The 19,384-nt window shown below is 71.2% G+C and carries 16 protein-coding genes; 8 read left to right on the top strand and 8 right to left on the bottom strand.

The features are described from left to right. Nucleotide 1: 1 nt before the first annotated feature. Entirely contained in the window at nucleotides 2–580 is a 579-nt protein-coding gene (locus LXM50_RS08830; RefSeq protein ID WP_233310946.1) for a DUF1349 domain-containing protein, read from the bottom strand. Between the two features lie 90 nt (nucleotides 581–670). On the opposite strand from LXM50_RS08830, the gene LXM50_RS08825 reads away from it, so the two are divergent. Continuing rightward, the gene (locus LXM50_RS08825; RefSeq protein ID WP_233310945.1) at nucleotides 671–1,195 is read left to right on the top strand and encodes an AAA family ATPase; all 525 of its coding nucleotides are present in this window, start codon (nucleotides 671–673) and stop codon (nucleotides 1,193–1,195) included. A gap of 100 nt (nucleotides 1,196–1,295) precedes the next feature. On the opposite strand, the gene LXM50_RS08820 is transcribed toward LXM50_RS08825, so the two are convergent. From LXM50_RS08820 to LXM50_RS08800, 5 genes are all read right to left on the bottom strand, one after another. After that, nucleotides 1,296–2,447 (bottom strand): cystathionine gamma-synthase, encoded by a 1,152-nt coding sequence (locus LXM50_RS08820; RefSeq protein WP_233310944.1) that lies wholly within the window; start codon nucleotides 2,445–2,447, stop codon nucleotides 1,296–1,298. A gap of 12 nt (nucleotides 2,448–2,459) precedes the next feature. Then, nucleotides 2,460–3,569, bottom strand: coding sequence for a pyridoxal-phosphate dependent enzyme (locus LXM50_RS08815; RefSeq protein ID WP_308192513.1), 1,110 nt, complete (start codon nucleotides 3,567–3,569; stop codon nucleotides 2,460–2,462). A 200-nt stretch (nucleotides 3,570–3,769) separates the two neighbouring features. Beyond that, nucleotides 3,770–4,390 (bottom strand): NADPH-dependent F420 reductase, encoded by a 621-nt coding sequence (locus tag LXM50_RS08810; RefSeq protein WP_233310943.1) that lies wholly within the window; start codon nucleotides 4,388–4,390, stop codon nucleotides 3,770–3,772. Next, nucleotides 4,387–5,607, bottom strand: coding sequence for an FAD-dependent monooxygenase (locus tag LXM50_RS08805; protein WP_233310942.1), 1,221 nt, complete (start codon nucleotides 5,605–5,607; stop codon nucleotides 4,387–4,389). The genes LXM50_RS08810 and LXM50_RS08805 overlap by 4 nt, the downstream gene beginning before the upstream one ends. A gap of 41 nt (nucleotides 5,608–5,648) precedes the next feature. Further along, complete coding sequence (locus LXM50_RS08800) at nucleotides 5,649–7,040, bottom strand: MFS transporter (protein ID WP_233310941.1); 1,392 nt, start codon at nucleotides 7,038–7,040, stop codon at nucleotides 5,649–5,651. A 150-nt stretch (nucleotides 7,041–7,190) separates the two neighbouring features. Between LXM50_RS08800 and LXM50_RS08795 the strand changes: the two genes are divergently transcribed. Further along, nucleotides 7,191–8,090, top strand: a complete 900-nt coding sequence (locus LXM50_RS08795; RefSeq protein ID WP_233310940.1) for a LysR substrate-binding domain-containing protein — start codon at nucleotides 7,191–7,193, stop codon at nucleotides 8,088–8,090. An 86-nt stretch (nucleotides 8,091–8,176) separates the two neighbouring features. On the opposite strand, the gene sufU is transcribed toward LXM50_RS08795, so the two are convergent. Beyond that, nucleotides 8,177–8,626, bottom strand: a complete 450-nt coding sequence (sufU, locus tag LXM50_RS08790) for a Fe-S cluster assembly sulfur transfer protein SufU (RefSeq protein ID WP_233310939.1) — start codon at nucleotides 8,624–8,626, stop codon at nucleotides 8,177–8,179. Beyond that, nucleotides 8,623–9,927: a SufS family cysteine desulfurase gene (locus LXM50_RS08785; RefSeq protein ID WP_233310938.1), complete on the bottom strand. Its 1,305-nt coding sequence runs from the start codon at nucleotides 9,925–9,927 to the stop codon at nucleotides 8,623–8,625. Before LXM50_RS08785 ends, sufU begins: the two co-directional genes overlap by 4 nt. Before the next feature lie 153 nt (nucleotides 9,928–10,080). Here LXM50_RS08785 and LXM50_RS08780 point away from each other — a divergent pair, with 153 nt between their 5' ends. The 6 genes from LXM50_RS08780 to LXM50_RS08755 all read left to right on the top strand — a co-directional run bounded on the left by LXM50_RS08780 (nucleotide 10,081) and on the right by LXM50_RS08755 (nucleotide 19,369). Next, complete coding sequence (locus LXM50_RS08780; RefSeq protein ID WP_233310937.1) at nucleotides 10,081–11,109, top strand: hypothetical protein; 1,029 nt, start codon at nucleotides 10,081–10,083, stop codon at nucleotides 11,107–11,109. Nucleotides 11,110–11,184: 75 nt separating this feature from the next. Next, nucleotides 11,185–15,279 (top strand): hypothetical protein, encoded by a 4,095-nt coding sequence (locus tag LXM50_RS08775; RefSeq protein ID WP_233310936.1) that lies wholly within the window; start codon nucleotides 11,185–11,187, stop codon nucleotides 15,277–15,279. A gap of 166 nt (nucleotides 15,280–15,445) precedes the next feature. After that, nucleotides 15,446–16,477 carry an iron-siderophore ABC transporter substrate-binding protein gene (locus tag LXM50_RS08770; protein ID WP_233310935.1) on the top strand — a complete coding sequence of 344 codons (1,032 nt, stop codon included), beginning with the start codon at nucleotides 15,446–15,448 and terminating at the stop codon, nucleotides 16,475–16,477. Then, nucleotides 16,477–17,526 (top strand): iron ABC transporter permease, encoded by a 1,050-nt coding sequence (locus tag LXM50_RS08765; protein ID WP_233310934.1) that lies wholly within the window; start codon nucleotides 16,477–16,479, stop codon nucleotides 17,524–17,526. The genes LXM50_RS08770 and LXM50_RS08765 overlap by 1 nt, the downstream gene beginning before the upstream one ends. Continuing rightward, a complete protein-coding gene (locus LXM50_RS08760; RefSeq protein ID WP_233310933.1) occupies nucleotides 17,523–18,578 on the top strand; it encodes an iron chelate uptake ABC transporter family permease subunit in 1,056 nt (351 codons plus the stop codon). Before LXM50_RS08765 ends, LXM50_RS08760 begins: the two co-directional genes overlap by 4 nt. After that, nucleotides 18,575–19,369 carry an ABC transporter ATP-binding protein gene (locus LXM50_RS08755; RefSeq protein ID WP_233310932.1) on the top strand — a complete coding sequence of 265 codons (795 nt, stop codon included), beginning with the start codon at nucleotides 18,575–18,577 and terminating at the stop codon, nucleotides 19,367–19,369. The genes LXM50_RS08760 and LXM50_RS08755 overlap by 4 nt, the downstream gene beginning before the upstream one ends. The last annotated feature ends 15 nt before the right edge of the window (nucleotides 19,370–19,384 follow it).

Raw genomic sequence — 19,384 nt, 5'->3', positions numbered from 1 at the left:
CTCAGTGCAGGGCGCCGTCGGCCTCGACCACGCGCCAGGCGTGCAGTCGCACGGCGAGCCCAGCACGCGTCGGCGCGCACACGAACGGCCCCGCATCCGCGGGAAGCGACGACGGGAACGGCAGCACGCGCACCAGCTGGAGCGGCTCTCCGAGGACACCCGCGCGCACCGTGAGCGCGTCCGCGCCACGGCTCACCCGCACCAGGATGCGGCGGTCCGCCCATTCCGGGACCGGAGCGAGCGACCAGTCCGACAGCCCGTCCGTGACGACCGCGCCCACCTGGGGCCGCCCGTCGGCGAACTCGACACCCGCCTTGACCCAGCGCTCGACCGAGGCGCGCACGAAGACCCCGGCCTGGTCGAACTGCGCGGAGAACGCCGCGGTGAACTCCACCTCCACGGCCGTACCGACCTCGAACGGCGCGAGGAGCGCGTGCTCGCTGTCGTGCACGAAACCGTATGACGTGGTCCGCCACGCGTCGCTGCCCTCGGCCGCGGTCACGACGAGATCACCCCGATCCTCGACGACCTCTTCGGGATCGTGGGTCCAGCGTCCGTCCGACCAGGCGATGTCCGTCATGACGTCAGGCTACGGTCTCCGCAGCCGAGATCCGACGCCCTGCAGCAGCCCGACGCCTCCTGCCGCACCCGCGGATCGTAGACTCCGGGCATGCGCATCGTCGTCTCCGGCACGCACGCGACCGGCAAGAGCACCCTGGTCTCGGACTTCTCCCTCGCGCATCCGGAGTTCGCCGTCCTGCCGGATCCGTTCGAGTTCGTGGACGAGGGGCACGGATCCGGATCCCTCGTCGCGCAGCTGCGCATCAGCGCGGACCGGCTCCTCGACCCGGACCTGGGGGGATCCGTGATCGCGGAGCGCGGGCCGCTCGACTTCCTCGCCTATCTCGCCGCGCTCGACGACCTGGACCGGTCCCCGCGGGCCGCTGAGCTGTTCCGGCGCGAGGCCCCACTCGCCGCGGAGGCCATGGCAGGCGTCGACCTGCTGGTCCTCCTCGGGCTCGATGACGGCATCACCGTGCCCGAGGAAGAGGATCCCGAGCTGCGCGAGGCCATGGACGAGGCGCTGCGGGCGCTGACCGACGACGAAGAGCTCACCGGCACGGCGCGGATCCTCGAGCTCTCCGGCGATCCAGCCGCCCGGCTCGCGGCGCTGGAGGCCGCCCTCCGGACGTGAACCCGGCTTTCGAGGAGCAATGTCTGCTCCGAGATCACCGCGCGGACGACGAACATCGCTCCTCGAAACCGGGCGGCGGGGGCACCGGGGCGTCGAGGCCTCAGACGGCCAGCGCCTGCTCGAGGTCGGCGAGCAGGTCGGAGACGTCCTCCAGCCCGACCGAGAGGCGCACGATCTCGACGGGCACGGCCGCCTCGGTGCCCCGCACGGAGGCGTGCGTCATCGCGTCGGGGTAGTTGACGAGCGACTCCACACCGCCGAGGGACTCGGCGAGCTGGAACACGCGCGTCGACTCGGCGAAGCGACGAGCGGCCTCGCCCGACTCCAGCGCGACCGAGACGATGCCGCCGAAGCCCGACATCTGCCGCGCGGCCAGCTCATGCCCGGGGTGGGACGGCAGGCCCGGGTAGTAGACCCGGGCCACGCGGGGGTGCGCGTCGAGGAACTCGGCCACGGCCTGCGCGTTCTCGTCGTGCTGGCGCATCCGCACCGGCAGCGTCTTGATGCCGCGCGTGGTGAGCCAGGCGTCGAACGGGCCGGATACCGCCCCCACTGCGAACTGCAGGAAGCCGATCTTCTCCGCGAGGGCGTCGTCGCGCAGCACCACCGCTCCGCCGACGACGTCGGAGTGCCCGCCCAGGTACTTCGTGGTGGAGTGCACGACCACGTCGGCGCCGAGTTCCAGCGGACGCTGCAGCACGGGAGTGGCGAACGTGTTGTCGACCACGACGACGGATCCGGCACCGTGCCCGATCTCCGCGAGCGCGGCGATGTCGGAGATGCGCAGCAGAGGGTTCGACGGCGTCTCGACCCACAGCGCACGGGGCGCCTTCGCGGCGACGGCCGCGCGCACCGCCTCGGTGTCGCTCATGTCGACCACCTGCACCGTCACGCCCCAGGCGCCGAGCACCCGCGAGATGAGCCGGAACGTGCCGCCGTAGACGTCGTTGCCGAGCAGCACGTGGTCGCCCGGCTGCAGGATCGCGCGCAGGAGGGTGTCCTCCGCGGCGAGGCCCGAGGCGAACGAGTAGGCGTGCGTGCCGCCCTCGAGCGCCGCGAGCTGCTGCTGAAGGGCGTCCCGCGTCGGGTTTCCGCTGCGGCCGTACTCGTAGCCCTGGCGGAGCCCGCCGATGCCGTCCTGCACGAACGTCGTCGAAAGGTGCAGCGGCGGGATCACCGCGCCGGTGTACGGGTCAGCGGCCTGGCCCGCGTGGATGGCGGCGGTGGCGGTCTTGTCGGTCTCGATGGTCATGTCGGATCCCTTTCACTGGGTTTCGTCGTTCGCGTCGGCAGCCGAAGCGGCTTCTGCGAGGTCGTTGAGCGAGGACGGCGACGCCGTGTTCGTCGAGCGAGCCGAAGGCGAGTCGGAACGCAGAGACGAAACCCGGCTCGGCACGTCGTCCACGTCGAACCCGTGCCCGGTCATCCAGTCGTCGTCGTAGAGCTTGTCCAGGTAGCCGCGGCCGTGGTCGGGCAGCAGCACGACGACCACGTCGTCCTCCCCCAGGCGCTCGGCGACGCGGAGCGCGGCCACCACGGCCATTCCGCTGGACCCGCCGACGAGCAGGCCCTCCTCGCGGGCGAGCCGACGGGTCATCGCGAACGACTCCGCGTCGGAGATCCGCTCGTAGCCGTCGACCACGGCGGGGTCGAACGTGGCCGGCAGGAAGTCCTCGCCGACGCCCTCGACGAGATAGGAGTGGATCTCATCGCCGGAGTAGATGGAGCCCTCGGGATCCGCACCGATCACCCGTACGCGGCTCTCGCTGACCTCCCTGAGGTAGCGGCCGGTGCCGCTGATCGTGCCGCCGGTGCCGATGCCGGCGACGAAGTGCGTGACCCTGCCGTCCGTGTCGGACCAGATCTCCGGACCGGTCGATTCGTAGTGTCCACGGGGACCGTTCTGGTTCGCGAACTGATTGGGATTGAAGGCTCCGGGGATTTCGCGGGCCAGCCGTGCGGCGACGGAGTAATACGACTCCGGGTGCTCCGGCGGCACCGACGTGGGCGTGACGACGACCTCGGCGCCGTAGGCCCGGAGCGTCGCGACCTTGGGCCCGTCGAACTTGTCGGGCACGACGAACACCATGCGATAGCCGCGCTGCAGAGCGATCAGCGCCAGGCCGACGCCGGTGTTTCCGCTCGTGGCCTCGACGATCGTGCCGCCGGGCCGGAGCAGCCCGTCGCGCTCCGCGGCGTCGACGATCGATCGTGCGATGCGATCCTTCGCGGATCCACCGGGGTTGAAGTACTCGACTTTGGCGAGCACGGTCGCGCGGATCGCCCCGCGGGTCGCGGTCGCGCCGGTGACGGAGGAGAGACGGACGAGGGGCGTCGAGCCGACGAGATCGGCGACGTGGCTGGCGTAGCGCACGGAAGATGTCCTGAACGGTGGTCGCGCTCGAAGGGCGCGGGCTGTCTGTGGTCGTCGAAGGAGCGCGGATCGCGCTCAGAGACAACAACGACAGGTCAGGGCCACGGTGTCAACCTAACATCCCGGCTTCAAAGCGCGCAAATGGCTCGATCCGGACCCGGAATCGGGTCATTCGCGCGCTTCGAACCGGGCGGGCGGGGTCACTCCAGGAGGGTGAAACCCGACTCGTAGCGGGTCTTGCCGAGCGCCGCCATGATGATCTGGAGGAAGCCCATCGCCTCGAGCTCCCTCGCCCGGGTGAGCGGACCCACGTCGACCGCGCGCATCCCCGCCGCCTCGATCAGCGCCGCCACGGCCATCTTCGCGTCCGCGTAGTCTCCGGCGAACAGGACCGATGTGCGGGTCGTCCCGTTCGTGCCCGAGGCGAGGGTGTCGCCGAGGTTCACGTTGAACGCCTTGACCACGGCCGCGCCCTCGGGGAGGGCCTTGGCGAGCTCGGCCGCGGTCGACGAGTCCGCCGGAGACGTCAGCGCGTCGTAGGTGGAGAAGTCGATCGGGTTGCTGATGTCGATGACGACCCTGCCGCCGAGCCGGTCCCGGTAGTGCTCGAGGATGCTCGCATAGGCCCCGGAGGGGACGGCGAGCACGACGAGATCCCCGGTGAGCTCGTCGCCGATGACGCCGTACTCGAAGCCGGGACGCGCGGCGGACATGCTCGCCGGGCTGCGCTTGAGGATCTGGATGTCGGCGCCGGCGCGGGAGGCGACCTCCGCGATCGCCGCGCCCATCTTCCCGCTGCCGATGATGCTGATCGAAGTCATGCGAACTGGACCTTCCGGAATCGAGTGAGTGCTTGTTCGGCCACCTTGTGCGCGTCGTAGTCAAACACCGCGCTCCGGCGGAAGTCCCGGCCGACGCGGATGTCGGCATCGCGCTTCGCGAGATCCGCGAACTCGTACTGCGCGTCGAACATGGCGCCGGCTCTGCGCGATCCGCTCTGCAGGATCGCGGTGCGCTGCATGCGGACGGCGGTGTAGCGGCGGAACGCCTCCGGGATGTCGGAGACGTCATCCGCCGCCGCGAGGAAGGTCGCGAGGGCCATGCTGTCCTCGATCGCCTGGCTCACGCCCTGTCCCTGGTGGGGCAGCATCGTGTGCGCCGCGTCGCCGAGCAGGGTGATCGCCCCTCGGGACCAGTCGGTGAGGGGCTCGTGGTCGAAGAGACCCCACCAGAACGTCCGATCGATGAGCCCGATGAACTGCTGGAGCTTCGGATCCCATCCGTCGCCCGCGAACTCCGCCGCGAGCTCGCCGACCTCCGCCGGTCCCGACCACGGCCCGTGCAGGGGCCGGTCGCTCGGGATTCCTGCGACGAAGTTGATCAACTTCCGCTGCTGCAGCGGGTAGCACATGAAGTGCCGGCTGTCGCCCATCCAGACCTGGCTGATCATGGGCCAGTCCGCGGGTAGGCGTGACGCGTCGACGACGCCGCGGTAGACGAGGTATCCGGAGTAGACGGGCTCGGGGAACTGTCCGACGGCCTTGCGCACCACGGAGTGGATCCCGTCCGCTCCGACCACCGCGTCGAAGACGTCCTCCGCGCCGTTCTCGAACGTCACGCGGACGCCCGAGTCCACCGTCTCCACCGCGCTCAGGCGATGACCGAGGCGGATGCAGTCCGGATCGATGTCCTGCGCCAGGGCGTCGATGAGGTCAGGCCGGTACATCCCGATGTTGCGGTACTGCTTCGCCGAGTCCTCCCACGCCGCGTCTGTGACCATGCGGCCCATGGCGTCCAGATAGACGCCGTGTCCGTCCGGGACCGCTCCCGCACTCCTGATCCGGTCGAGCACACCCAGCCGGTCGAGGACGCGTGAGGCGTTCGGCGCGACCGTGACGCCCGCCCCCACTTCGCCCAGCGCGCCGGCCTGCTCGAACACGGTGACCTGGACCCCGGCGATCCGCCTCAAGGCGATCGCCGCCGTGAGGCCGCCCATCCCCCCGCCGATGATCCCGATCCTGGTGGCGTGACTGACCATTTCCTTCTCCTTGATTGACGTGTGCAGAGACGTGCGCGGCGTCAGCGCTTCCCGGCGAGCGCGCCGACCGGTGCCCCGGCGGCCTCCCGCGGGGCGAACATCGTGGCGCCGCTCGCCTGCTCGGCTTCGTGGTCGGGGCCGAGGGGGATGCCGCTGCGGTCGCGCAGGCACAGGGTCGCCCCCGCTCCCAGAAGGGTGGCGAAGAGCAGGTAGGCCGAGACGGCGGCCGTCGTGCCGGTGGCGCCCAGCAGCATCTGCGCGATCATCGGGGCGAAGGCTCCCCCCAGGACCGCGCCGACCGCGTAGGTGATCGACACCCCGGAGAAGCGGATCGAGGCGGGGAAGATCTCCGCGTACCAGCCGGCCAGCGGCCCGTAGGTGAGACCGAGGCCGGTGGAGATCAGCAGCAGCGCGATGTAGAGGCCCGGCAGCCCTCCGGCGTCGACGAGCCAGAAGATCGGGAAGACGATGACGGCCTGCAGCGCGAATCCGATCAGGAAGGTGTTGCGCCGGCCGATCGCGTCGGCCAGGTAGCCTGCCAGGAGCGTGGAGAAGAACCAGACGGCGGCCGCGAAGACCGCGGCCAGCAGGACCGCCGTGGTGTCGATGCTCTGCACGTTGATCGCATAGCTGTTCAGGAACCCGCCCGTGGTCATGTAGCCGAGGGTGCCGTTACCCACGAACACGAGCGCGGCGAGGATCACCAGGTGCCAGTAGCGCCGGAACAGCGTCACGATCGGGAGGCTCGCCTGCTTGCCGCGCTTCGCGATCTCCGCGAACACGGGGCTCTCCTCGACCGAGCGACGGATCACGAAGCCGACCACGATGAGGACCACGCTCGCCAGGAACGGCACCCGCCAGCCCCACTGCAGATACGCCGCTCCCGGAGAGATCACACCGGTCATGAGGGCGGTCATGCCCGAGGCGAGCAGGAATCCGAGCGGCACACCGAGCTGGGGCCAGGAGCCCGCGCGACCGCGGCGGTCGGCGGGAGCGTGCTCGACGGCCATCAGGACCGCGCCGCCCCACTCGCCCCCGGCGGACAGGCCCTGCAGGATCCGGAGCAGGAGCAGGAGGATCGGCGCCGCGATGCCGATCTGGGCGAATGTCGGCAGCGCGCCGATGAGTGTCGTCGCCGCGCCCATGAGGACGAGCGTGACGACGAGCATCGCCCGCCGTCCGATGACGTCGCCGAAGTGACCGGCCAGGAATGCGCCGAGAGGACGGAAGAGGAAGGAGATGCCGACCGTGGCGAAGGACAGCAGGAGCGCGATCTCCTTGCCCGCGGGCTGGAAGAAGAGCTGCGCGAACACGAGCCCTGCGCTCGTGGCGTAGATGAAGAAGTCGTACCACTCGATCGTGGTGCCGATGATCGTGGCGAACGCGATCCGTCGCTGAGAGGCGCGGTCGCCGGGGGCAGGAGCGGAGGTCATGGTTGTCCCTAACGTCATTGTTCTCCCTCCGTCGAGGAGGGTTCGGGAAGCGGGTCCTCTCATCGTGGGACAACGCCGTCTCCGTGTAAATCGCAGTTATGCGCGGATATAGTTCGATGGAGCCGAAGAAGTTTCCCGAGGAGGACTGTCGTGGCCGATGTGAGCCTGAGACAACTGGAGCTGTTCGCCGCGCTTCCGAACTTCACCACGCTGAGCGCTGCCGCCGCTCATCTGCACATCTCGGAGTCCGCGCTGTCCCAGGCCATCACGAGCCTCGAGAAGGCCGTGGGCGAGCAGCTGTGCGTGCGCCGCAAGGCGCGCGGCCTGACCCTGACGCCGACGGGTCAGGAGTTCGCCGAACAGGCCCGCAGGATCCTCGCGGACACCCAGGAGCTCGTCCTGCGGGCCGGCCGGGGCGAGGAGCTGCGAGGTCCGGTCAAGCTCGGCTGTTACGCGAGCTTCGCCACGAACGTGGTCCCCGAGCTTCTCGAGGGCTTCCCGAAGCGGCACCCCGGCGTTCGTCTCGAGATCATGGTGGGCACGAACGAGGAGCTGCTCTCCGCGCTCGAAGCCGGTCGCCTGGACATCGCCCTCGTATTCGACGTTTCCCTGCCGGTCGGATACCGCCGCCGGAAGGTCTACGCGACGGAGCTCGAGGTCCATCTGCATCCCGACCATCCGCTAACGAGGGCCGAGGCGGTGGACCTGGCGGATCTCGCCGACCAGCCCTGCATCCTGTACGACGCGGCCCCGAGCATCCGCAACGTGACCGACGCCTTCGCAGCCCGCGGGCTCGAGCCCCGCATCGAGACCAGGGTCACGCAGATCGGTCTCGTCGAGGCGCTCGTCGGCCGCGGACTCGGCTATGGGCTGCTCATGTCCCGACCCAACGTCATCCCGATGAGCACCGAGGGCCGCCCGGTCGTGATCCGCCCCCTCGACCCTCCGGTGACGCGCTCCCACGTGGTGGGGATCTGGCCCGCCGACATGAATCTCACGCCGCGCGCCTCAGCGCTCCTCGACTTCGCCGTGGAGAAGCTCGGGGCCTGACCTCTCCTGGTTTCACAGCGCGCAACTGGCTCGATCCAGAGCCGGAATCGGGTCATTCACGCGCTTCGAAACGGGCAGGTGACGCCTCAGGCGCGGCGCAGCGCGTCCTCCAGGGCGACCCAGCCGAGCATCGCGCACTTGACGCGCGCGACGTAGCGGGAGACGCCGGTCAGGGCCGCCGCGTCGCCGTACACGTCCTCGTCGAGCTCCATCGCGCCGCGCGATCGCAGCGCCTCGCGGAAGCCGTCGATGAGCTCCCCCGCCTCGGCCCGCGAGTGGCCGACCACGAGCTCGGTGAGCATCGAGGCGGAGGCCTGCGAGATCGAACAGCCGGATCCCTCCCAGCTCACCTCGGTGATGCGCTCGCCGTCATCGGAGACGCGAGCCCGCAGGGTGATCTCGTCGCCGCAGATCGGGTTGCGCTGGTGCGACTCGGCGGTGTGGGGGTCGCCCTCCGCACCGAGGAGGCCCTTGCCATGCGGGCGCTTGGAGTGGTCCAGGATGAGCTCCTGGTAGAGGTCTTCGAGGCCGCTCACGCGGGCACCTCCTGCTGGTCGGGGGATCCGGAGACCCCGAAGAACGCCCGCACGCCCGAGACGGCGTCGAGCATCCGATCCACCTCGTCCGCCGTGTTGTAGAGCGCGGCGGAGGCGCGCACCGAGGCGGTCACGCCGAGGCGGGCGTGCACGGGCTCGGCGCAGTGGTGCCCGACGCGCACGGCGACGCCGCGGGAGTCGAGGAACTGGCCGACGTCGTGCGCGTGCACACCATCGACGACGAAGGCCTGCAGCGCGACCCGTTCGGCACCGTCCGCGGCGCCGAGCAGGCGCACGCCGTCGATCGCGCCGAGCCCGGTGCGCAGGCGCTGCTCGAGCCCGGCCTCGTGCGCGTGCACCGCGTCCATGCCGAGACCCTCGAGATAGCGGACCGCGGCGGCGAGGGCGATCGCCTGCGACACCGGCTGCGTTCCGGCCTCGAAGCGCTGCGGCGGCGGGAGGAACTCGGTGCGCTCGAACGTGACACGGGTGATCATCGAGCCGCCGGTGAGGAAGGGCGGCAGCGCCTCGAGGATCTCGCGACGTCCGTACAGGCCGCCGATCCCGTACGGGCCCTGCATCTTGTGACCGGAGAACACGGCGAGGTCGACGCCGAGCGCGGGCAGGTCGAGCGGCAGATGCGGTACCGACTGGCAGGCGTCGAGCACGGTGAGCGCGCCGACCTCGCGCGCCAGCGCGACCACAGCCCCCACCGGGTTCACGATGCCGAGCACGTTCGAGACGTGCGTGAAGGCGACGACGCGGGTGCGGGATCCGATGACCTCCGCGGCGTGATCGAGGTCGAGGGATCCGTCGTCGCGGATCCGGATCACGCGCAGGACGGCGCCCGTGCGGGCGGCCAGCTCCTGCCAGGGGACGATGTTCGCGTGGTGCTCCGCCTCGGTCACGACGAGCTCGTCACCCGGTTTCAGCGCGAAGCGGGCGCTCTCCGGCAGCCCACGCCCGGCGGTCGCGTTTCCGATCGCATACGCCACGAGGTTCAGGCCCTCGGTGGCGCCGTGCGTCCAGACCAGGTCGTCCTGATGCGCACCCACGAAGCCGGCCACGGCCGCACGGGCGTCCTCGTAGAGCTCCGTCGCCTCAGCGGCGAGCGTGTGCGCCCCGCGGTGCACGGCCGCGTTGGAGCGCTCCAGGAAGTCGCGCTCGGCATCGAGCACGACGCGGGGCTTCTGGCTCGTCGCGGCGGAGTCGAGGTACGCCAGCGGAGCCCCGTTCACGGATTCGGCGAGCAGGGGGAAGTCGGCGCGGACGGCGGCCACATCGAGGGCGGGAGAACTCACACATCAACGCTACGTCAGTGCGGGACACCTGGGCGCGTCGCGGCAGCACCGCGGTCTCCCGGGTGAAGCGGTGTGAAACAACGAAACCTGCCTCTGGACAGAACCCCCTCCGGGGCATACCTTGTGCGGTAAGTGATATATCGGGGGGTAATCATGCAGGGTCGCACGTGGTCGCTACGGGGATTCGTCCCCGGTGCGATCGCGGGCGGATTCCTCGCCCTCGGCTGGGTGGCGCTGTCGATCGCCTTCGGATCCGGATCCGCGCAGGCGGCGGAAACCGCACCCCCACCACCCCCGAGCATCATCGGCGCGCTGCAGAGCACCGTCGGTGCGGTGCAGAACTCGATCACCGAAGGGCCGGTCACCGTGCAGAGCACGCTCTCGGCCGTGCAGACCTCCGTCTCCGAGGTGCTCCCCGCTCCCGTCGCTGACGCGATCACGGACACGGCGTCCGTCTCCGAAGCAGGCCCGGCGCCCGCGGAGGTCTCCGCGCCCGCGGCACCCCTGATCGCGCCGATCGTCGAGACGGTCCTTCCGGTCGTGCAAGGAGTCGATCAGACCGCCGGCGCGGCGATCGACGCCGTCACGACGACCGCTGACACCGTCGCCCCGGCGCTGAGCCCCGTGCTCGCGCCGGTCAACGCCGTGCTGCATCGAGTTCCGACGACCCTCGACGCCGTGACCGCTGCACTCCCGCGGATCGCCGTCTCCGTCGACGGCACCGTCGGCACCGTGACCGAGACGGTACGGGGCGCAACCGCTCTCGTGCCTTCACCGTCGGTCTCGGATCCGGTCGGAGCCCCCACCGTTCCCGCTCCCCAAGGCACGCGGGAGCCGGTCTCCTCCGCATCGATTCCGCCTGTCGTGCTCGCATCCGCCCGGGATGGGGCGCAGCCTGCACTTCCCGCGGTCGATGACGTCCTCACGGCAGCGCTCTCCGCGCCCCCGGCGGCGACCGCACCTGCGGCGCCCGCGCGGCATCCGTCGGGTTCCCCGACGTCTGAGTTCGGGGTGCCCGGCACCGGATCCGCATCCGGTGGGAGCACGAGCGACGTGCGCCTCTTCGGCACCATCTCTTCCCTGTCGGCGGGCGACCGTCTGCTGACCGTCCGCACCGGATCCGCAGGCGATGACCGCCTGCCGGTCTCACCGGTCGCGGACCACGACTCCTCTCCCGACTGATCGGGGCACGACCGCCCTCGAGGCGGCACGTGTCATCGCGCATTCGCGCATCCCCAGATCAGAAGGAAAGAGAACATGAATCGCATCGTCAAGCGTGCTCTCTGGGGCACGCTCATCGCGGGCGGGATCACTCTCGCCGGCGCGACGGCGGCGAATGCCGCAGAGGCGCCACCCAATGGCGCCGACTGCGGCTGCAACGTCGTCGGCAGCACACTCACCGCGGTCACGAACCTCGTGGCCGGAGCCTGTGGTCCGTCGCAGGGCGGAAGCGGAGGAACCGGCAGTCTTCCTGCGGTCACGCAGGACGTCTCGCAGCTCGTCGGCGACACGCTCGGCACGGTCACGGGAACGGTCCCCTCGGGTGGGGGCACGGATCCGGGTCTGCCTACGGTCCCCTCCGTCCCCGACGTCACGAGCTCCGTCGTCCAGGCCGCCACGGCCGCGACCGATGGCGCCGTGGACACCGTCAGCAGCGTCACCGACGCGGCGACGACCGGTGTGACGAACACCGTCGACGACGTCACGCACGCTGCTGCCGGCAGCGCTGCGGACTCCGTCGGCCCGGTCGTCGCGGCGGCGGGCGATGGTGTCGCCGACACCGTCAACGGGGTCGCCGACGCCACCACGTCCGGCGTCACCGGCGCCCTCGGCGGAATCACCGGCGGTCTTCCCACCGTTCCTGGCCTGCCTACCGTCCCGGGCCTCCCGGGCAACGGCGGCACACCCGGGCTCCCGGGCATCCCGTCGCTGCCGGGGTTGCCGAACATCGGCGACACCCTCGGCGGTGTCACCGGCACGATCGGCGGAATCACCGGACACCTGCCGAGCCTGCCCACCGTTCCCGGCCTGCCCGGCAACGGCGGCACCCCGGGTCTTCCGGGTCTTCCGGGTCTTCCTGGGCTTCCTGGGCTTCCTGGTGGTTCGCTGCCAGGCATTCCGGGCCTGCCGGGGAGTGGCGGAGCTCCGGGCGTGATCACGGTTCCCCTCCCGGGGGTCGGTTCGGTTCACGCCGGTACCACGCCGAACGGGCTCAACGTCGGCAAGAATCTCAACGTCCTCGGCATCAAGGACGTCTGGGACCTCACCGCCGGCCCCAAGGGCGTGTCTACAACTGACCGCATCGGCACCGACGCCACCAACGTCTACGTCGACGCAGCGGTTCCGACGAACGGGACCACGGCCCCGCACGCGTCGGTGACGCTTCCGAACCTCGGCGGAATCACCGGCGGCCTCCCGGGCCTGCCCACCGTTCCGGGTCTGCCCGGTAACGGCGGAACCCCGGGTACTGGAGGATCCCTTCCCGGTCTGCCGAATCTCGGTGGAGTCCTGGGCGGTCTGACCGGCAGCCTGCCGGCACTCCCGTCCCTCCCGGGTCTGCCCTCGGTTCCGGGTCTCCCGGGCACCGGTGGAACTCCGGGCACGAGTGTCATCACGGTTCCCATCCCCGGTGTCGGCAGCGTTCACGCCGGCACCACCCCTGACGGCCTGAACGTCGGAAAGAATCTCAACGTCCTCGGAGTCAAGGACGTCTGGGACCTCACCGCCGGCCCCAAGGGCGTCTCCACCACGGACCGCATCGGCACCGACGCCACCAACGTCTACGTCGACGCAGCGGTTCCGACGAACGGGACCACGGCCCCGCACGCGTCGGTGACGCTTCCGAACCTCGGCGGAATCACCGGCGGCCTCCCCACCGTCCCGGGGCTTCCCGGCGGCGGATCCCTTCCCGGCATTCCGGGCACCGGCGGCACCCCCGGAGGTAATGGAGGAGGAACCATTCCGGGGCTGCCCTCGATCCCGGGCCTGCCGAACCTCGGCGGAGTCCTCGGCGGAATCACCGGCAGCCTTCCAGGCCTGCCCTCCGTTCCGGGGCTGCCCTCGGTACCGGGTCTCCCGGGCACCGGTGGAACTCCGGGAACGGGTGTCGTCACGGTTCCCATTCCCGGTGTCGGAAGCGTTCGCGCCGGCACCACCCCTGACGGCCTGAACGTCGGAAAGAACCTGAACGTCCTCGGAATCAAGGACGTCTGGGACCTCACCGCCGGCCCCAAGGGCGTCTCCACCACGGACCGCATCGGCACCGACAGCACCAACGTCTACGTCGACGCAGCCGTCCCCACCACAGGAACCACCGCACCGCACGCCGCCGTCACCCTGCCGAACCTCGGCAACCTGACCGGCGTCCTTCCGGGTCTGCCGTCCGTCCCGGGCCTCCCGGGCAACGGCGGCGGAACCCTCCCTGGCCTGCCCACCCTGCCCATCGGTGACCTCACCGGTGTGCTCGGCGGGTTGACCGGATCCCTCCCGGGTCTGCCGTCCGTCCCGGGCGTGCCTTCGGTTCCAGGTCTCCCCGGCACCGGCGGCAACACGGGTGTGATCACGATTCCGGTTCCCGGAGTCGGCACGGTTCACACCGGCACCACCCCGAACGGCCTGAACGTCGGTAAGAACCTCAACGTCCTCGGAATCAAGGACGTCTGGGACCTCACCGCAGGCCCCAACGGCGTGTCCACCACCGACCGCATCGGCACCGACGCCACCAACGTCTACGTCGACGCGGCCGTCCCCACCACCGGCACCACCGCACCGCACGCCTCGGTCACCCTGCCGGTCCTCGGCAACTTGACCGGCGGCCTGCCCACCGTCCCGAGCCTCCCGGGAACCGGTAACCCGGGAACCCCCGGCAACGGAGGAACCCTCCTGGGCCTGCCGAACATCGGCGGGATCCTCGGCGGAATCACCGGCAGCCTTCCGGGGCTGCCCGCCGTCCCCGGCCTGCCCTCGATCCCGGGCCTCCCGGGAACCGGAACCCCCGGTAACGGGGGAGCCCTCCCGGGCCTGCCGAGCCTCGGCGGGATCCTCGGCGGAATCACCGGCAGCCTTCCGGGGCTGCCCGCCGTCCCCGGCCTGCCCTCGATTCCGGGTCTTCCCGGAACCGGCGGCACGCCCGGCAACGGCAGTGCCCTCCCGGGTCTGCCGAACCTCGGCGGCTTGACGGGGGCCCTCATGGGCGTCCTCCCCGGCGAGCCGAACCCCGGTGCCGGCCTGCCGAACATCGGCGGAGTCCTCAGCGGGATCACCGGCAGCCTTCCGGGGCTGCCCGCCGTCCCCGGCCTGCCCACCGTCCCCGGCCTGCCCACCGTCCCGGGCCTGCCCGACCTCAGCGGGATCACCGGCAGCCTTCCGGGGGTGCCCACCGTCCCCGGCCTGCCCACCGTCCCGGGCCTCCCGGGAACCGGCACCCCCGGTAACGGCGGCGCCCTCCCGGGGCTGCCGAACCTCGGCGGAGTCCTCGGCGGAATCACGGGCAGCCTTCCGGGGCTGCCCACCGTCCCGGGCCTCCCGGGATCCGGTAACCCGGGAACCCCCGGCAACGGCGGAACCCTGCCGGGCCTGCCCAACCTGCCCATCGGTGCCGTCACCGGCGCACTCGGCAGACTGACCGGCAACCTGCCGGGCCTGCCCACCGTCCCGGGAACGGGAACCCCCGGCAACGGCGGAACCCTCCCGGGCCTGCCCGGTCTTGGGAACCTGACGGGTGCTCTCTCGGGGATCCTCCCTGGTGAGCCGCACCCGGGCACGGGCCTGCCGAACCTCGGCGGAATCACCGGCAGCCTTCCGGGGCTGCCCACCGTCCCCGGCCTGCCCTCGATTCCGGGTCTTCCCGGAACCGGCGGCACCCCGGGCAACGGCAGCACCCTCCCAGGTCTGCCGAACCTGCCCATCGGTGACCTCGGCGGCCTCGTCGGCGGTGTCACCGGGTCCCTTCCGTCGACGCTCACCGGCGTCGTCAGCTCGGTCACAGGCGCGCTGCCCGGCGTCGTCGGCGGGATCATCGGATCCCTCCCCGGCGTGATCGGCGGGATCACCGGATCCCTCCCCGGTCTGCCCACCGTTCCCGGAACCCCGGGCACGAGCACTCCGGGCACACCCGGCACCGGAACACCCGGGACGGGCACCGGAGCGACCGCACCGGGCGCCGGCAACGCTGGAGTCCAGGTCGTGTCCCACGTGACCCGCGGTCTCGTGGGGGCCGCACGCAGCCTGCATGCAGCGACCCCGAGGAACGGCTCTCTCGCGCAGACCGGGTCCTACGACCCGTTCCTGCTCTTCGCCGGACTGATCCTGCTGGCCGCAGGCGCAGTCACGAAGGTGATCGAGCGTCGCTGAACCTCATTGCGGAGGGCCGCCCGTTCGGGCGGTCCTCCGCTTCTCTGTCCGCCCTCGTCCCCGTGCGCGAGCCGCCAGGATTCCGCAGGGACGCACGATGCTCCTCCGAGTCGGACAGCATAGGTTAGGCTTACCTACCTACCCGTTCCGTTCTTCGAGGAGATCCATGCCCTCCCTTCGTCTGCGCCGCAGCGCGGCCGTCCTCAGCCTCCTGACCGCCGGCGCGCTCGCCCTGACCGCGTGCTCGACCGGATCCGCGCCCAGCGCCACCGGAACCGGTTCCTCCGACGGCGGATTCCCCGCCACCGTCGAGCACGTCTACGGCAAGACCGTCGTCGAGTCGGCGCCCAAGAGCGTCGCCACGATCGGCTGGGGCAGCTTCGACGCCGCGATCGCCCTGGGCACCATCCCGGTCACGATCCCGAAGGCGACCTTCGGCGACCCGGACGGCGACGGCTACCTGGAGTGGACGAAGAAGGCGATCGACGCCGACAAGGCGACGCTCCCGCCGATTCACGACGAGACCGACGGCATCCCCTACGAGAAGATCGCCGACACCTCGCCGGATCTGATCCTGGGCACCAACTCCGGCCTCACGAAGCAGGAGTACGACACCCTCACCAAGATCGCGCCCACCGTCGCCTACCCGGGCGCCCCCTGGGGCACGTCCTGGCGTGACTCCACCACGATGATCGGCACCGCGCTCGGGAAGTCCGCAGAGGCGAAGGCCCTGATCGCGGACACCGAGAAGGCCATGGCCACCGAGATGGCGAAGTACCCGGCGGCCAAGGGCAAGACCGGCATGGTCATGTGGGTCGACGCGAAGGATCTCGGCAAGGTGCAGTACTACGTGCCGAGCGACACCCGCGTGCAGTACCTGAACGACCTCGGCTTCACCACCCCGACCTCGATCACCGACCTGGCCAAGAACGAGAAGGGCTTCGTCGGCACGATCTCGGCCGAGCAGGCCGACAAGCTCGACGCCGACGTCGCGGTCGTCTACGTGCAGGGCGGCGACCTGTCGACCCTTCAGAACGATCCGCTGCTCAGCCGGATCCCCGCCGTGAAGAAGGGATCCGCCGTGCTCATGAACGACGAGGCCCTTCTCATGGCCGTCTCCGCGCCCACCGTGCTGTCCATCCCGTGGGCGCTGCCGACCTACGCCAAGATGCTCGGCGAGGCCGCCGCCAAGGCCTGATGACCCTCGCCCCTGCGCCGACGACACCCACGTCGGGATCCGAGGCACGCCGTCGCGTGCGTCTGTCCCCGACGTGGGCGCTCGTCGTGTGCCTGGTCGCCCTGCTCGCCGCGACCCTGCTCTCCCTCGCCCTCGGCGCACGCCTTGTGCCGCTAGACGCCGTGTGGGACGCATTCCTGCGCCCCGATGGTTCCACCGACCAAGCGGCCGTGCTCTCCCGGGTGCCCACGACGATCACCGGGCTGCTCGTCGGCGCGGCGCTCGGCATGGGCGGTGCCCTCATGCAGGGCATGGCCCGCAACCCGCTCGCCGACCCGGGGCTGCTGGGCGTGAACGCCGGGGCGTCGCTGTTCGTGGTGCTCGGGATGACGCTGTTCGGGTGGCAGGCGCCGCTCGTGATCGTGTGGTGCGCTCTGGCCGGCGCGGCCGTGGCGGTCGTGCTCGGCTACGGCGCCGCCGCGGCGAGTCCCGGGGGTGCGACCCCGGTGACGCTCGCCCTCGCGGGTGCCGCGGTCACGGCGATCGCGACGGCCGTGATCACCGGGATCCTCATCGTCGACCAGTCGACGCTGGAGAGCTTCCGGTTCTGGCAGGTCGGATCCCTGACCGCGGCATCGTTCTCCTCGCTCGCCCAGCTGAGTGGCCTCCTCGCTCTGGGCGCGGTGCTCGCGCTCGCCTGCTCGGGCCGGCTGAACGCGCTCGCCCTCGGGGATGACGTCGCCCGCGGGCTGGGCGTGCGGGTCGGCGCCTCCCGCCTCACCGCGGTGCTCGCGGTCGTGCTCCTGTGCGGCACGGCCACGGCTCTCGCCGGCCCCATCGGCTTCGTCGGGCTCGCGGTGCCGCACGCGGTCCGCTTCCTCGCGGGCAGCGACTACCGCTGGATCGTTCCGCTCTCCGCCGGGGCCGGTGCGGCGTTCCTCCTCGTCTGCGATGTGATCGGGCGGATCCTGGCGCGCCCCGGCGTGCTCGAGGTGGGCATCGTCACGGGCGTGGTCGGCGCCCCCGTGTTCATCGCGCTCCTGCGCCGTCGCAAGGCGGTGGGTCTGTGATCGTCCTCGACGCCGCACGCACCGCGGCCGGCACCGCACCCGCCGAGCGGCTCCGCATCGCCCGTCGCCGCAAGGCGGTGCGCGATGCCGCGCTCATCGCGGGACTCGCCGTCGTCGTGGTCGCCCTGTGCGCCGCCGGTCTCGTCTTCGGCGCGAAGACCCTGGCCCTGCCCGACGTGCTGCGCGCGCTCGGCGGACAGGCCGTGCCCGGAGTGAGCTTCGCCGTGGTCGAGTTGCGTCTGCCCCGTACCGTCGGCGCCCTGCTGGCGGGGGCCGCGTTCGGCCTCGGCGGCATGCTGTTCCAGACCCTGCTGCGCAATGTGCTCGCGAGCCCCGATGTCATCGGCATCAGCACGGGATCCAGCGCCGCGGCGATCACCGCCATCTCCTTCTTCGGCGCGTCCGGGCTCGTCGTATCGGGCGCAGCCGTCGCCGGAGGGCTCGCGACCGCGCTCCTCATCTGGGCGCTCGCCTCCCGTCGCGGGCTCTCCGGCCTGCGCTTCGTCCTGGTCGGCATCGGCGTCGCCGCTGCCCTCCAGGCGGTGATCAGCTACGTGCTCACCCGCTCCGACGTCAAGGCCGCCGAGCAGGCGACCGTGTGGATGGCCGGATCCCTCAGCCGCAGCCTCTGGGATCAGCTGGCCCCGACCGCGCCCGCGCTCGTGGTGCTGCTGGCGACCGCGCTCGTGGCGGCGCGCGCGCTCCCGGTCCTCCGTCTCGGCGACGACTCGGCGACCGCGCTCGGCGCGCGTCCGCAGCGCACCCGGATCCTGCTGATCCTGTGCGCGGTGCTGCTCATCGCGGTCGCCACCTCGCTGACCGGGCCCATATCATTCGTCGCGTTCCTCGCAGGCCCCATCGCCTTGCGCCTCGTCCGACGCGACGCGGCCCTCCCCCTGGTCTCGGCGCTCCTCGGCGCGATCATCGTGCTCGCCGGCGACGCGGTCGGGCAGCACCTGTTCCCGATCACGCTGCCCGTCGGCGTGGTCACCGGCGCGATCGGCGCGCCGTTCCTGCTGTGGCTCCTGATGAGAGGACGCACGCGCGCATGAGCTCGCACACCCTCGAGGCGAAAGCCCTGACCGTCGGCTACGACGGCGACCCGGTCATCGACGGGCTCGACCTGGCGCTCCCCGGATCCGGGATCACGATGATCGTCGGCGGCAACGGCTGCGGCAAGTCGACCCTGCTGCGCACCCTCGCCCGGCTGCTGAAGCCGCGCAGCGGATCCGTGCTTCTGGACGGGTCCGCGATCGCGCAGCTGCCCACGAAGGAGGTCGCGCGGATCGTGGGCCTGCTGCCGCAGGCGCCGGTCGCCCCCGACGGGATCAGCGTCGCCGACCTCGTCGACCGCGGGCGCACGCCGCACCGCGGCTGGCTGGGCGGGCGCGACCACCGCGACGACGAGGTCGTCGCCGACGCGCTCCAGGTCACCGGCATGACGGAGTTCGCCGCGCGTTCCATCGACGAGCTGTCCGGCGGACAGCGGCAGCGCACGTGGGTCGCCATGGCGCTCGCGCAGGAGCCCGACATCCTGCTGCTCGACGAGCCCACGACCTACCTCGACCTCGCCCACCAGGTGGAGCTGCTGCAGCTGCTGGTGCGGCTCTCGCGCGAGCGCGGCACGCAGGTGGTCGTCGTCATGCACGAGCTGAACCTGGCCACCCGCTACGCCGACCATCTCGTCGCGATGCGCGACGGCCGCATCGTCGCCGAAGGCGCGCCGGGCGACGTCGTCACGGTCGAGCTGCTCCGCGAGGTGTTCGACCTCGAAGCCGTCGTGATCCCGGATCCGATCGCCGGCACGCCGATGATCGTGCCCGTCGACGTGCACCGGGATTGAACCCGGACTGCGCCT

Source organism: Microbacterium sp. Au-Mic1 (assembly GCF_021341785.1).
Taxonomy (GTDB): Bacteria; Actinomycetota; Actinomycetes; order Actinomycetales; family Microbacteriaceae; genus Microbacterium.
This window is presented reverse-complemented; position numbering and strand designations above follow the sequence as displayed.